The sequence below is a fragment of the Streptomyces sp. NPDC041970 genome, assembly GCF_055588985.1.
The window spans coordinates 1-15,090 of sequence record NZ_JBVJCD010000047.1 but is presented as its reverse complement, the minus strand read 5'-3'; the positions used below and the strand labels follow the sequence as shown (position 1 = coordinate 15,090).

The window sequence follows — 15,090 nt, the reverse complement described above, 5'->3', positions numbered from 1 at the left end:
TTCCGCTCGGTGGACGGCCGGCGGGCGGGCGGGGCGGCCGGGGCGGTCAGCCCTGCCGCTCGCCCCTGATGGCGAGCATCCGGTCGACGACGCGGGCGGCGGCGCGGCCGTCGGAGGGCTCGCAGAAGTCGACCCGGAACTGGGCGTACCTCTCCTTGTACTCCTCGCTCACCGCGTCGATGTTCCGGATCGCGGCGATCAGGTCCTCGGAGGTCTTGATCAGCGGGCCGGGGGCGCGGGAGGTGAAGTCGAAGTAGAAGCCGCGCAGGGTGTCGCGGTAGTGCTCCAGGTCGTACGTGAAGAAGAGCATCGGCCGCCCGGAGTGGGCGAAGTCGAAGAGCACCGAGGAGTAGTCCGTGATCAGCACGTCGGCGATCAGGTAGAGGTCGGCGATGTCCGGGTAGTACGTGACGTCGTGGACGAAGCCCTGGCCGGCGCCGGGGATGGAGTCGAGGACCTTGTGGTGCTTGCGGTAGAGCAGCACGTGGTCCTCGCCCAGCTCGCGGCGGGCGGCCTCGACGTCGATCCGGTTGTCCAGCTTGAACCGGCGGCCGCCGTAGCGCTGGTCGTCGCGCCAGGTGGGGGCGTACAGGACGACCTTCTTGCCGGCGGGGATGCCGAGCTTCTCGCGGACGGCGGCGGCGCGCTTGACGCGGTCGGGGGCGTGGAAGACGTCGTTGCGCGGGTAGCCCGCTTCCAGCACCTCGCACTGGAGGCGGAAGGCGTTGGTCATGATCGGGGTGGTGAAGGCGTTCGGCGAGATGAACAGGCTGTACTGGCGCGAGCGCTGCGGGAGGCTCGCGATGTAGGCCAGGTTCGCCTTCGGGGTGCCGAGGAGGTCGGCGCCGATGCGCTTGAGCGGGGTGCCGTGCCAGGTCTGGACGACGACCTGGCCCTCGCGGCGGACGAACCACTCGCGGATGCCGCCGTTGGTGACGACGTACCGGCTGCGGGCCAGCGCCTCGTACCACTCCCTGCTGCCCCACTCCACGCCCCGGACGCCGGGCGGCAGGACGACCTGCTGGTCGTGGACCATCGCGATGTGCTCGACGTCGGCGCCGCGGCGCTTCAGCTCCTCGTAGACCGCGCGGGGCGAGTCGGAGAACTGCTTGCCGCCGAAGCTGTTGTAGAGCACGGCCTCGCGCAGTGGGAGCTCGCGCTGCGCGGGGGTGTGGACGTCGCGCATGAGGCGCTGGCGGTAGGCGCCGCGCAGCTCGGGGTCGAGGACCGGTCCCGACTCGACGAAGATCCGGTCGAAGTCGACCCGGTCCACGGTGTACGTGCGGTGCTCGCCGCGGTGGGTCAGCGGCAGCGTCCCGACGAGGTCGGGGCGGAGGGTGACGGGGACGTCGCGGGTGTGGTCCCACTCGGTGCGCAGGCGCAGCCGCGGCATCCAGCGTCCGGCGCGCAGCGGCACGGCGCCCTCGTACGCGGGCACGGCGTCCGGGCGCAGGCGGGCGGTGAAGCGGCCGTCGGCGAACTCGACGGGAAGCGGCCGGTCCTCGTTGCGGCCGGTGTGGCGCAGGACCATCGTCATCCGCTCGGCCGGGCCGGTGTAGACGCCGGAGAGCACCAGCTCGCCCCGGTCGTTCCACTCGACGCCGTCGACGACCGGCTGGACGGTGCGCACCTGCGGGGTGAAGTTGCCCGCGCCGTCGGTGAGGAGGGCCAACTCGCGCTCGCCGGGGAGCGGGTGGACGCCGATGACGGGGCGCTCGCCGTTGGTGGCGCGGCGGGTGGTGCCGTCGGCGAAGACGATCAGGGCGCGGTACTTGCGGGCCTGGCCGGGCTCGACGCCGTCGGCGGGCAGGGCGGCGGGGTCGAGGCGGGCGGTGTGGCGGAGCCAGCCGTCCGGACCGGTCCCGCCCCGCTGGAGCGGCAGGTCGGTGGTGAACCCGGTGGGCTCGTGGTCGATCCGCAGGGCGGTGGGGGCCTTGCCGGCGGGGGCGTCGGCACGGGAGCGCAGGGTGAGGGCGAGGGCGTCGCCGTCCGCCTCCTGGGCGATGATCTCGGCGGGCACGACGTCCACGGTGAGCTTGAGCCGGTTGCGGTCGAAGCCGGCGACGAGGCGTACGCCGTCGTCCAGGAAGCGGGTGCGGCTGTGCCCGGCCGCGCCCGCGTTGTTCTTGGTGACGCCGCCCACGGACATGCCGCCGGGGCGCGGGATGCCGATGCCCAGGCGCCAGGCGCCGGGCTGCCACTGGCCGCGCACGCGCAGCCGGGCCGGGTCGACGGCGATCTCGAAGCCCGACCCGTCGTAGGTGTGGAGGGCGCCCTTGGCCTCGGCGGTGGCGCGCGGTTCGACGACCGTGCGCAGCCGCAGCGGGAGGGCGCCGCGGCTGCCCTGGCGGCGGAGCACGGCGACGCGCAGCGTGTGCTTGCCGGCGGGGACGGGGATGTTGGGGATGTAGGCGTACCCCTTGACCAGGAGCTTGCCGTCCACCCACGCGAGGTCCAGCAGCTTGGCGCGCACGGGCAGTTCGCTGCGGTTGAAGTCGCGCACGGAGGAGGGGAGCGAGGCGCTCTCGACGCCGGGCAGTTCGATGCGGGCGCGCCGCAGGCCGCGGACGGAGAAGGCTCCCGGATTCTCGCGCTCGTAGTGCAGCAGGTCCGCCAGCTCGTCGCCGCGCCCGCTGGCCGCCAGGTGCCACTTGACGCGGGCCATCGGGGAGAGCTTCCGGACGAGCTTGGGAGCGGCCTGGTCGAGGAAGTCCTTGGCGGCGCTGTGGAAGGCGGGGCGCTCCTCGAGCGGAGTCTCCGGGAAGTACTTCATGAGCCGGCTGAGCTCGTCGGGGATCGCTTCGAGGGACGCCACGGGTGGAGGGCCTTTCCGGGGGGACGTGCAGAAGAAGATGAACCCCAGGCATACGGGGCATTAATGGGACCGCACCAGCGGTCTCATGGTTGCCCAACAGTATGACGCGACACCCGACACGGGCCGAACCGCCCAGATCACCGCCGGGCGGTTCGCGCGCCCCTCACGCGCGGCGTGCGCCGGGCGCGCGCAGGACGCCCACCACCGCGCGGCGGGCCTTGCTGACGGCTCGTCGGGCCAGGGAGGCACGGGGCCGGGGCCGGGGCGCGTCGATGCGCCGGCCGCCGATCCACTCGGTGACCGTCACCTCGTAGGCCCGGTCGGGCAGTACGGCGCTCTCCCCGAGGTGCGGATAGGCCAGCAGGAGGCGGGGCGGGTCCTCCCGGCGGACCACCTCGGGCTCCTTCTTGGCGGCCAGGAAGGTGAGGAGGTCCAGGAGCAGGTCGAGCCGCCCCTCCGCGACGCACATCAGCCGCAGCCGCTCGTGCACCTTGAGGAGGCGGGACAGTTCCGGCGTCCAGTAGGCCGCCATCAGGGGGGCGGCGAGCGCCATCTTGTCCGCGCGGACCTGGGCGGACTGCTTCAGCAGTCCGGGGCCGAACTGGGGCAGCAGCGTGATGACGAACGGCCGCACCATCAGCGCGTCGCGCCGGGGTCCCGGCGGTACGTGGTCGGCGATGAGCCCCATGAGCGCGCGGGCCGAGTCGAAGCGCCGGGTGTGGTCGCCCTTCTTGGTCATCTGGTTGCGGTCCTCGCGGCCCACCAGGTAGTAGCAGGTGTAGTCCGCGACGACGGAGACGCCGTCGCCGCGCAGATACGCCTCCATGGTGAACAGGGCGTCCTCGCCGGTCTTCAGCGTCTCGTCGAAGCCCATGCCGTGCCGCACGAGGAGGGAGCGGCGGAACAACTTCTGCGCGCTGAGCGTGAATTTGATGTTGGAGGAGTACAGGTCGGCCCGTTCGACCGTCTCCTTCCACATCGATTTCGCGGCGCCGCGATTGACGCCGACGATCTTCCCGAGCACCACGTCCGTGCCCGCGCGGTCGCCCATGGCGACCATGCGCTCCAGGGCTTCCTCGCCGAAATAGTCGTCGGCGTCGAGAAAGAAGACGTAGCGGCCGCGGGCGAGGCCGAGGCCCCGATTGCGGGGGCCGCTGGGGCCGCCGGAATTCTCCTGCCGGACGACCCGCGTGGGAATGGCGGTCCGGGCGGCGAATTCCTCCAGGTATTCACCGGTGCCGTCGGTGGAACCGTCGTCGACCGCGATGATCTCCAGCCGGTCGGCGCCGATGGTCTGCGCCTCGACGGACTCCAGGCACCGGACCAGATACGGCATCGCGTCGTACGCTCCGATGATCACACTGACATCGGGCTCGTCGTTCCGTGTGGGCGTCTCAGCCATGTGCACCTGCCGATTTGATCACGAGAGAGGGCCTTTTGCCCGGCTCTGCACTTTTTCGCATGGTCATACATCCCCCGTACATCCCAAGCCGAACGGCCCGTGCGCCTCTCCCGGAGGAGAGACGTACGGGCCGCGGTCGGAGTTGCCTGCGTTTCCGCCAGTTCGTCCGGATGCGCGACGGATGACGGAAACGCTCCGGTTCAACGCGGTGACGAGGTCCCCTCGGCGAGGGCGACGGCCTCCGCCTCGGAGGCGGCCGGGGCGTCCGGGTCCGCCGCCGCGACGGCCGCGGCGGCCGCCTGCGGGTCGCCGGCCCCGGCGCCGCTGGAGGCGGCCTCCCGGTCCGGCACCGCCACCGCCTGGTCCATCCGCTGCGCGACCCCGAGGTTGCGGGCCTCCGCCTTGGCGGCCAGCGCCCGCACGGCGGCGTTGAACCGCTCCAGGGAGGTCGGCTCGTCCGGCCCCAGGAGGTACGTCTTCAGCTCGCGCCGCGCCCGCGCCAGCGTGTCCGCCGCCGGGTCGGCCACCGCGGCCAGCAGCTCGTCCAACTCCTCGGCCCCGTTGGAGAGGATGACCGCCGCGCGCACCGCCGTGTTCTGGCGCTTGAACTCCGCCGCCCCGAGCCCCGCGGAGTCGGTGACCGCGTACGGCTTGCCGCTCGCGATGAAGTCGGAGACCACGCTGGAGATGTCCGAGACCATCGCGTCGGCCTCGTTGAAGCAGTCGTACAGCTTGGGCTGCGCGCCGGTCACCGTGCGGTGCTCCCACCAGCCGAAGGAGCGCCAGTAGGCGTCGTTCCACTCGGCCCGCAGCCGTGCCGCCTCGGCCTCGCGGGCGGGGTCGGCGAGGGAGACCCGCGACTCCTCCGCCTCGTCGCCGACGGTGCGGCCGGTGGAAGCCAGCGCCGCGAGCCGCGCCTCGATCCGCGCCAGCTCGGCCTTGGCGGCGCTCTGCCCGGCAACGGCCGACGCCGCCTCCTTCGCCCAGCGGGGCTCGGCGGCGCGGGCGGCGGCCGCCTTCCCCAGCATCGCCCGGACACGGGCGTCGACGGCTCTGGCCTTGGGGCTGCGGATGCCGGTGAAGGGGTGCGGCTTGTAGACGATCCGGACCGGCGGGTCGGCCTCCAGCAGCCGCCGCACGATGTTCTCGCCCGCCAGCAGCAGGGAGGTGTTGCCCGGATTGTCGTCCCAGCCCTCCCAGGTGGGCGCGTACAGGATGGTCGGGATGGGGTTCTTCGGGACGCCCGTCCCGCTCCTGATCGGCGCCAGTTGCGGACGGCCGACCTCGACGATGTCCTCGTCGCGGACGCCCACGTCGGCCAGCGCGTAGCGGTCGCGCCCGGCCCGGCCCGCGGTCCACACCTCGTCGTAGACCTTGGAGTACGGGTTGACGCTGGCGAGCTTGTCGCTGTCGCCGTGGCCGATGAAGACGTGCTTCATGGTCGGCACGCGCAGGATGTGGATGTTCTTGCCGACGTTCGCGGGATACAGGCAGACCCGCACGGTCGAGAGGTCCAGGTTCATCAGGTGGGTGCCCGCCGGAACGCAGAGGACCGGGACGGACGTCTCGGCCAACTGCGGGACGAGAGCGCGCTCGCGCATGACGATGAGCGGGCGGCCCTCGATCCGGGCCATGGTGTCCAGCCACATGTTGCCCTGGTAGGCGGACTCGTTGGAGCCGGAGAAGTAGAGCACCACCGTCGGCCGGTACTCGCGCAGCCAGCGGTCGACCGCCTTGAGCACGGCGGGGGCCGGAGGCACCAGCCGACTGCGCCGCACGTACGGCAGGAGCGCCGCGATGGAGGCCAGCGCGAGCAGCAGGGTGAGGGCGGCGCCCGCGAAGCCGATGGCGTCCACGCCGACCGCGGCGGCGATCAGGACGCCCGCCATGGCCGGGATGTCCAGGTGCAGCATCTTCTCGGCGGAGCGCCGCAGCAGGATGCCGGGCGGGGCGTCGGGGATGCGGACGGCGTGCAGGTCCACGTTGCGGGTGACGACCGGCATGGTGCGGCGCAGCCGGATCAGCGTCGTGAGCGCGCCGTGCGGCGCCTGCAGGCCGTAGAAGATCAGGAAGCAGGCGACCGCCGCGTAGAACAGCGGGTCCTCCGCGAGGTCCAGCCGGGCCAGCAGCAGGATGAGCATCAACTGGCGCAGCAGGAAGCGGATCGGCAGACCGGCCCGGACCTTGGCCAGGCGGTTGACCAGATAACTCCCCCGCTGGTGCAGATACCAGTCGGCGGCGTACGTGACAGCGGCCGCCGCCGTGAAGAACCAGATGTGCGGAATGAGCGCGGCGAGCATGACGCAGGGATATCCCAGCCCCATCAACAACGCTGCCGCCAGCTCCGACCTGCTGCCCACACGGGCCAGGCGAATGACTGTCGAGATCACGAAGAACCTGCTCCAGGGGGGTGCCGGTTGATTCACGTATAGAGCGAATTGTGAACGCGTGGTTTCACGCATTCGGGCCTCTGTACTCGCTCTAAGCGATAACAGAGGCCCGGAAAAGCGCATTTATCAAGAATTATTACACATCTTCTTGACGGTCCAGCACGGAGGCCAGCGCCTGCTCGAATCCGGAGTCGCCGGCCCCGGCCGTCGGGTCCTGCTGCCGTACGTCGACGACGTGGCCGGTCAGCTCGGAGAGCAGGACGTCCAGCGAGGTGCGCGCCACGGCCTCGGAGGAGAGCAGCGAGCCCTCGGGCTCCTGGCCGAACGCCTTGGTGCGCATCGGCGTCGCGGTGCGCTCCGGGTTGACGCAGTTGACCCGGATGCCCTCCCCCGCCCACTCGTCGGCGAGCGCCTGGGTGAGGTTGACCATGGCGGCCTTGGTGGAGGAGTAGAGGCTGTACTCGGCGCGGCCTCGGGTGTAGCTGCTGGAGGTGTAGAGCAGCAACTGCCCGCGGGTCTCGGCGAGGTACTTGTAGGAGGCGCGCGCGATCTGGACGGGCGCCAGGTAGTTGACGTTGAGCGCTTCCTGGATGGTCGCGTTGTCGGTCTCGGCCAGCTTGCCGATCCGCAGCACGCCCGCGGTGTTGATCACGTAGTCGACGCGCCCGGTCTCGCCGTACGCCGTGGCGAGCGCGTCGTCCACGTGCTGCGGGTTCTCCACGTGCGTGCCGGTGGTGGAGCGGCCCAGGGCGTAGACCTTCGCGCCGTAGCTCTCGGCCAGGGCGGCGATGTCGGCGCCGATGCCGTACGAACCGCCGAAGACGACGAGGGTCCGGCCGGAGAGCCGCTCGCGGTAGGCGGCCTCGTCGGCCTGCCGGGGGGCGGCGGTGGAGGCGAGCTGGAAGAGCTTGTCGGTGATGAAGACGTCGACCGGCTGGGTCACCTTCATGTTGTACTCGTCGCCCGCGACGACGTAGATCGGCACGTCGGGGAGGTACTTCAGGACCACCGAACAGTCGTCCGTGGCCTGGAAGTTGGGGTCTCCCGCGGCGATCTCGTAGGCCCGGCGGATCGTGGAGAGCTTGAAGGCCTGCGGGGTCTGGCCGCGGCGGAGCCGGGAGCGGTCGGGCACGTCGGTGATGAACTCGCCGTCGCCGCCGTGCGTACGGGTCACGATGATCGTGTCCGCGGACGGGATGGCGACGTCCACGGCCTCGTAGCGTTCGAGGGCGTCGACGCAGTCCTCGATGACCCGCTGGGAGAGCAGGGGGCGCACCGCGTCGTGGAAGAGGACGTTGCGGTCCTCGCCCTCGGCGAGGCCCTCCCCGAGGGCCGCGATGGCGCGCTCGGTGGTCTCGTTGCGGGTGGCGCCGCCCTCGATGATCCGGGTGACCTTGGTCAGTCCGGCCTTCGCGACGATCTTCTCGACGTCGGGCACGAATCCGGGCGCCATCAGCACGATGACGTCGTCGATGCCCTCGGCGTTCTCGAAGATCGTCAGTGTGTGCTCGATGACGGCCTTGCCGGCGATCTTCAGCAACTGCTTGGGGATCGACAGGCCCACGCGCTGGCCGGTGCCACCGGCGAGCACGACCGCTGTGGTCCGGGGCTTGGCTTCATGCGGCACAGACACAGACGACCTACCTTGCTATACGGGGGAACAGTGTGATGGTCGCACTCTCCGTGACCGTCTCGCAAGGTGGACGCCGTGCACCGCTTGCCCTGCGGAAACCCGCCGTTCACCCTCTGGCCAGGGAGGTTGGACGCCGCCGGGCGGGTACAGGGGGTGACCGAATCCACAGAGTGTTGCGTAATCGGCACATGCGCAGCACGAGCACCCGGCGTGACCGGCGGTTTCCGCCGGTACCCCGGCCCCGAGGCTACCGGACGGCCCGCCTCCGCAAAGACGGGCCGGGGGTGCGGTGCCGCCCGCGGACGCCGGAGCCCGGCCCTCCCCCGCGTACGGGAGGAGGGCCGGGCTCGTCGTGACCGGCGCGCGGATCAGAAGGGGTCGAACTCGTCGTACTCCTTGTCGGCGTCGTCGCGCTCGGCCTCCCGGTCGCGGCGGCGCTGCGCGGCGGGGCGCGGGGCCTCCAGGCGGTGGTCCTCGCCCCGGCGGCCCAGCATCTCGGCGCCGGCCATCACGGTCGGCTCCCAGTCGAAGACGACCGCGTTCTCCTCGGGGCCGATGGCGACGCCGTCGCCGGCCCGCGCGCCCGCCTTCATCAGGGCCTCCTCGACCCCGAGGCGGTTGAGCCGGTCCGCGAGGTAGCCGACGGCCTCGTCGTTGTTGAAGTCGGTCTGGCGCACCCAGCGCTCGGGCTTCTCGCCGCGCACCCGGTAGATGCCCTCGTCGTCCACGGCGACGGTGAAGCCCGCGTCGTCGACGGCCTTGGGGCGGATGACGATGCGGGTCGCCTCCTCCTTCGGCTTGGCGGCGCGCGCCTCGGCGATGATCCCGGCGAGCGCGTAGCTCAGCTCGTTGAGGCCCTTGTGCGCGATGGCGGAGACCTCGAAGACGCGGTAGCCGCGCGCCTCCAGATCCGGGCGGATCATGTCGGCGAGGTCCTGGCCGTCCGGGATGTCGACCTTGTTGAGGGCGACGATGCGGGGCCGGTCCTCCAGGCCGCCGTAGAGCCGCAGCTCCTCCTCGATCATGTCGAGGTCGGAGAGGGGGTCGCGGTCGGACTCCAGGGTCGCGGTGTCCAGGACGTGCACGAGGACCGAGCAGCGCTCGACGTGGCGCAGGAACTCCAGGCCCAGGCCCTTGCCCTGGCTGGCGCCGGGGATGAGGCCGGGGACGTCCGCGATGGTGTAGACGGTCGAACCGGCGGTGACGACGCCGAGGTTCGGCACGAGGGTGGTGAAGGGGTAGTCCGCGATCTTCGGCTTGGCCGCGGAGAGCACCGAGATCAGCGAGGACTTGCCCGCGCTGGGGTAGCCCACGAGGGCCACGTCGGCGACGGTCTTGAGCTCCAGGACGATGTCCCGGCTCTCGCCCGGCTCGCCGAGCAGCGCGAATCCGGGGGCCTTGCGGCGGGCGGAGGCCAGCGCCGCGTTGCCGAGGCCGCCGCGTCCGCCCTGGCCGGCCACGAAGGTGGTGCCCTGGCCGACGAGGTCGGCGAGCACGTTCCCGGCCTTGTCGAGCACCACGGTGCCGTCCGGCACGGGCAGGACCAGGTCCTGGCCGTCCTTGCCGGAGCGGTTGTCGCCGGCGCCGGGCTGACCGTTGGTGGCCTTGCGGTGCGGGCTGTGGTGGTAGTCCAGCAGCGTGGTCACGGACTGCTCGACGACGAGGATCACGTCCCCGCCGCGTCCGCCGTTGCCCCCGTCGGGGCCTCCGAGCGGCTTGAACTTCTCACGGTGGACGGAGGCGCAGCCGTGGCCTCCGTTACCCGCGGCGGCATGGAGCTCGACGCGGTCCACGAAGGTGGTCATGGTTGGTGCCTCCAGGTACAGCAGGAAAATACGGAAGTGTCTCTGTCGTAACACGCCGAGGGCGGACCCGCTTCCCCGTCTGTCGGGAAAGCTGGGATCCGCCCTCGGAAGGTGCTGTGTCGCTGCCGCGCGCGTCGAAGATCAGACGGCGAGCGGAACGATGTTCACGACCTTGCGGCCGCGGTGCGTACCGAACTCCACCGCACCGGCGGTCAGCGCGAACAGCGTGTCGTCGCCGCCGCGGCCGACGCCCGAGCCGGGGTGGAAGTGGGTGCCGCGCTGGCGGACCAGGATCTCACCGGCGTTGACGGCCTGACCGCCGAAGCGCTTCACGCCGAGCCGCTGAGCGTTGGAGTCGCGCCCGTTCCGAGTGGACGATGCGCCCTTCTTGTGTGCCATGTCTCGTCAGTCCCTTACTTCGCAGCCGCGGGGATACCGGTGACCTTGATCGCCGTGTACTGCTGACGGTGACCCTGGCGACGGCGGTAGCCGGTCTTGTTCTTGTAGCGAAGGATGTCGATCTTCGCGCCCTTGTGGTGGTCCACGACCTCGGCCTGGACCTTGATGCCGGCCAGGACCCACGGGTCGCTGGTCACGGCGTCGCCGTCGACGACGAGCAGGGTCGAGAGCTCGACCGTGTCGCCGACCTTGGCAGTGGAAATCTTGTCAACCTCAACGATGTCGCCGACAGCAACCTTGTGCTGGCGACCACCGCTGCGCACGATGGCGTACACGCGGATCTCTCTCTCGCTCGAAACGGTCCCCTGATGCCAGCCGCTCGCGCGGGCCGGGGCCCGTGTCGATCCGGAAGGATGAGCGGCCTCTCCTGGCGGACGGCGCGAACACCGACCGTTACCGGGAGGGATGTGCTCAGGGGTAGGTGCGTACGGAAACACACCGATGGTCAAGATTACGGGGCGTCGCTGCGGGGGTCAAACCGGGTCGGCGGGGGCTCGCGGACCGGGGCGCGGGGCTCGGGAGGGCCGGGGGCGGCATCCGGGGCGACCCGTTCGTACGGGCGGGGGCGCGGCATCCGGGAGGGCCGGGGGCGACGCGCGGGTGGCGCCCGGAGGGCCGGAACGCGATGGCCGGGGTGCGGCTCTCGGCGGGGCGTGGCTTCCGTACGGGCGGGGGGGGGCGCGCGCGGGGGGAGGGCGCGCGCGGAGGCGCGCCCGGCCCGCCGGCGCGCGATCCGCCCGCCGCCCCGGTCACCGTTCGTCGCCGCGCGCCCGTACGCGTACGCGTACGCCTCGCACCGCTCCCCCGTACACGTACGAGCGCACCCGCCCACGCGCCGACGAAGGCCCCCTCCCCCGCCCTTTCGCACCGCCGCCGAGCGGCCTCCCACCCAGAATTCAGGTCGCTGATGTGCACGAATCTCCACCAAAAAGACTTTGTGGAGAAGAATTTGATGGACCGTGAACGGATGTGCGGGGGAGGGTAATGTGCCCGTGCCATTGCCGGACACGTTGCGTTGCACATCAACACCTGTCAGTAATGCGGGCAGTTGAAGCGAATGCGCGTGTCTGCACCGACGCACCCCCGAACGGGAAGGATGCACGTCTTGTCGCCTTCGTTGTGGAGCAGACGCCGGATACTCGCCACCGTCGCCGGCGCGGCGGCGGTCCCCGCCGTGCCCTCGATCCTCACTTGGAGCGCCACCCCGGCCCACGCCGCCGTCACCGCCACCGGTGACCCGGAGAACGGCCTGCCCGACACCGACCAGGGCAAGGCCGTGTGGGCCTACAAGACCGGCGGACGCGCCGTGCGCGAGGCGGCCTCGGCCGCGCTGCTGGGCACTCCGGCCGCGCTGACCGCCTTCCTCACCACCGAACTCCCCGCCGCGCGGGCGGAGGATAATCGTTTCTCCGTCCTCACCAGCCTCTCCCAGGCCGGCAAGTCCGTACAGGCGTCGGCGAGCGCCGCCCTGTCCACCGGGGACGAGGCGATCGCCGCGTTCCTGCGCGAGGGCTACGCCCGCCCGGTCGAGGAGGACCTGCGGGTGGCGGTGTTCACCCACCTCAACAACGGCGGGACCGCCGTGAAGCGGGAGGCCTCCAAGGCGCTGTCCGCGAACACCAAGGCGGCGCTGGAGACGTTCCTCAGCACGACCCAGTACACGGCCCAGGAGGAGGACGACCGGGTCGCGGTCTTCACCATCCTCGGCACCGCGTCGCCCGAGGTGAAGAAGTACGCGCAGCGCGCGCTGGACGACGGCTCCCCCGAGGCGATCCGCCTCTTCCTCTCCTCCGGCCAGCACATCGCCCGCGCGCGCGACGAGGAGACCGCGACCATCGAGCAACTGGTCGCGATCGTGGAGCGGGAGGGCAAGCGCGCCCAGCTCTCCACGGAGAAGGCCGTCGCCGCGTCCGAGCGCGCCAAGGACGCGGCCGAGAAGGCCAAGATCGCCGCACTGGAGGCGGCGGAGGAGGCGAAGGCGGCCGAGCAGGACGTCCGCAAGTCGGCGAACGCGGCGAACAACGCCGCCGGCGCCGCCCGCGGCGCCGCGTCCGCCGCCAACACCGCCATCTCCGCCTCCCGCACCGCCCAGGTCGCCTCCGGCCGCGCCGCGCAGGCCGCACAGGCCGCCGCCGCTGCCGCCGCCTCGGCCGGAAACGCCGCGTCCCGCGCCTACCACGCCGCGATCTCCGCGTCGAAGGACGCCACGAAGGCCTCCGCCGCGCGCCAGGCCGCCGTGGGCGCCCGGAACGCGGCCGCCCGTGCGCGTACCGCGGCCAAGGCCGCCGACCAGGCCGCCATCGCCTCCAGCCAGGCCTCGTCCGCCGGCGCGGCCGCCGCCGGCGCCGCCCGCAACGCCGCCGCGGCGGCCAGCGCCTCCGCCGACGCCGCCGCTTCCGCGGGCGCCGCGCAGGCCCAGGCCGCCAAGGCGCGCCAGGCCGCGGCCGAGGCCAACGCCGCCGCCGCTCGCGCCACCCGTGCCGCGGGCACCGCCCAGACCCTGGCCAACCGCGCCGCGACCGCGGCCCGCGTGGCCCGCGACGCCGCCAACAGCGCGGCCGCCCACGCGGAGAAGGCAGCAGCCGCGGCGGAGGAGGCTGCTGCCAACGCGGGCAAGGCGATCGAGTACGCCAAGCGCTCCACGGCCTTCGCGGCCGCGGCGGTCGAGGCGGCCAACACCGCGGCCTCCGCCGTCAAGGAGGCCCAGGAGGTCGAGAAGGCGGCCCGTGAGGCCGAGGCCGCCCGGATCGCCGAGGACACCGAACTCGGCGTCCTGGAAGCCCGGTCGCGGGCGCAGGCGGAGGCCGAGGACGCCGCGCGGGTGGAGAAGCAGCGCACCCAGGCGGCCCAGACCTCGGACGAGGTCAAGGGCCTGATCGCCACCGCCGAGGCGGCGCTGGCGGCCGGGAACACCGCGGCCGCGGTCACGGTCGGCCGCAAGGCCGCCGTACGGCTCCTCGAGTCCAGCGGCACCTGGACCCGCGGGGCGGCCGAGTTCGCGCTCGCCGGCACCGACCACGACGTGGCCAACTGGATCGACGCCGACCGCCTGCTCGCCCAGCAGCAGGACGACCGCGAGAACGTCCTCGCCCTGGCCCAGGCCTCGACGGCCGCGGTCGCCGAGGCGGCCGAGCGGGCGCTGGCCGACAGCGACCCGAACGCGGCCACCGCCTTCCTGGAGAAGGGGGCCGTCGAGGCGGCCGCCGTGGACAACCGGGTGATGGTGTTCCAGATCCTGGCGCAGGACCCCGGCAAGGCCGTCAAGGCGAAGGCCCAGGCAGCGCTGGACGCCGGCACGGCCGAGGCCCTGCACCACTTCCTCTCCGTCGAGCTCATCGAGGCGACGAAGGAGGACGACCAGGTCGAGGTGTTCCGCCTCCTGGAGACCGGCGGCCCCTACATGCGGTCGGCCGCGCAGATCGTCCTGGAGGGCCCCGCCCGGATGCGGCGCGCCTTCGTCGTGCGCGACAAGTACAACGTCGCCCGGCTCGACCACGACCATGCCACCCACGTCTCCGCGATCCGCGCGACCCTCGCCCACGCGGCCAAGGTCGCCGCGAAGGCCATGGAGGACGCCGCGCGCGCCTCCAAGGCCGCTGCGGAGGCCCGCGCCGCCGCGAAGGAGGCGTCCGAGTGGGCGGCCAAGGCGCAGACGTACGCCGAGGACGCGGCGAACTCGGCCGCCCAGGCGAAGGCGAACGCGGACGCCGCGGACAGGTCGGCGGCGTCCGCGGCCCAGTCGGCCAAGGAGGCCAGCGCCGCGGCGCTGACCGCGCGCGGCGCCGCCCGTTCGGCGAACCACTCGATGCGCCAGGCCTCCTCGTCCGCCAAGCAGGCCGTGTCCTTCGCGGTGCAGGCGCAGGCCTCCGCCGCCCAGGCCGCGGCCTCCGCCCAGCAGGCCGGCCAGGACGCGCAGGCCGCGGCCGCGGCCGCCAGCCAGGCCCGCGCCATCGCCACGCAGAAGCGGCGCGCCGAGGCGATCGAGGCGGCCAAGAGGGCCGCCGCGGAGGCGAGGCAGCACCAGCAGAACGGCACCAACCCCACGGACACGCCGGAGAACGACGACACCGGCGACACCAAGTGGCTGGGCATGTGGCCCGAGGACATCAAGGACCCGCGGGACTGGGCGGCGGCCACCGGCCACTGGAGCACCCTCTTCGGGACCGCCGCGGTCGTCCTGGGCGTCGGCGCCCTGTTCCCGACGCCCGCCTCCCCGGTCCTGGGCGCCCTGGCGGCCGGGGCGGGCCTCATCTCCTGGGGCCTGCAGGGCGTCAGCGCCGGGCTGAGCGGCTGGGGCTACGGCTGGGACAGCAGCGAGTTCCACACGGCGCTCGGGCTGTTCGTGGTCGGCGGCGTCTTCTTCGGCAAGGGGCGGCTGTTCAGCAAGTTCGGCGTGGCGGAGGAGATCGGCGCGAAGGTCTCCAACATCGCGAGTGACGTGACCACCACGGTCATCGGCTGGGTGACCTGGTAGGACCCCGCGCCGGGGGGGGGGGGGGGGGGGGGGGGGGGGCGCCCCCCCCCCCCCCCCCCCCCCCCCCCCCCCCCCCCCCGCCCCGCCCCCCCTTTGCTGTCGTATGCAGGTA

8 protein-coding genes are annotated in these 15,090 nt (G+C 72.5%); 1 reads left to right on the top strand and 7 read right to left on the bottom strand.

Annotated features, from left to right (window positions below; genetic code table 11):
* Positions 1–46: 46 nt before the first annotated feature.
* The 7 genes from ACZ6EJ_RS21185 to rplU all read right to left on the bottom strand — a co-directional run bounded on the left by ACZ6EJ_RS21185 (position 47) and on the right by rplU (position 10,779).
* Positions 47–2,815, bottom strand: a complete 2,769-nt coding sequence (locus tag ACZ6EJ_RS21185) for a CDP-glycerol glycerophosphotransferase family protein (RefSeq protein ID WP_469269111.1) — start codon at positions 2,813–2,815, stop codon at positions 47–49.
* 163 nt (positions 2,816–2,978) lie between these two features.
* Positions 2,979–4,217 carry a glycosyltransferase family 2 protein gene (locus ACZ6EJ_RS21180; RefSeq protein ID WP_469269110.1) on the bottom strand — a complete coding sequence of 413 codons (1,239 nt, stop codon included), beginning with the start codon at positions 4,215–4,217 and terminating at the stop codon, positions 2,979–2,981.
* Positions 4,218–4,417: 200 nt separating this feature from the next.
* On the bottom strand, positions 4,418–6,607 hold the full coding sequence (locus tag ACZ6EJ_RS21175) for a hypothetical protein (protein ID WP_469269108.1): 2,190 nt from the start codon (positions 6,605–6,607) through the stop codon (positions 4,418–4,420).
* Positions 6,608–6,743: 136 nt separating this feature from the next.
* Positions 6,744–8,240 (bottom strand): SDR family NAD(P)-dependent oxidoreductase, encoded by a 1,497-nt coding sequence (locus ACZ6EJ_RS21170; protein ID WP_469269106.1) that lies wholly within the window; start codon positions 8,238–8,240, stop codon positions 6,744–6,746.
* 368 nt (positions 8,241–8,608) lie between these two features.
* A complete protein-coding gene (gene obgE / locus ACZ6EJ_RS21165; protein WP_469269105.1) occupies positions 8,609–10,045 on the bottom strand; it encodes a GTPase ObgE in 1,437 nt (478 codons plus the stop codon).
* A 141-nt stretch (positions 10,046–10,186) separates the two neighbouring features.
* On the bottom strand, positions 10,187–10,444 hold the full coding sequence (gene rpmA, locus ACZ6EJ_RS21160; RefSeq protein ID WP_164612097.1) for a 50S ribosomal protein L27: 258 nt from the start codon (positions 10,442–10,444) through the stop codon (positions 10,187–10,189).
* Between the two features lie 14 nt (positions 10,445–10,458).
* Complete coding sequence (gene rplU, locus ACZ6EJ_RS21155) at positions 10,459–10,779, bottom strand: 50S ribosomal protein L21 (RefSeq protein ID WP_042812502.1); 321 nt, start codon at positions 10,777–10,779, stop codon at positions 10,459–10,461.
* Positions 10,780–11,600: 821 nt separating this feature from the next.
* Between rplU and ACZ6EJ_RS21150 the strand changes: the two genes are divergently transcribed.
* On the top strand, positions 11,601–14,978 hold the full coding sequence (locus tag ACZ6EJ_RS21150; protein WP_469269104.1) for an ALF repeat-containing protein: 3,378 nt from the start codon (positions 11,601–11,603) through the stop codon (positions 14,976–14,978).
* The last annotated feature ends 112 nt before the right edge of the window (positions 14,979–15,090 follow it).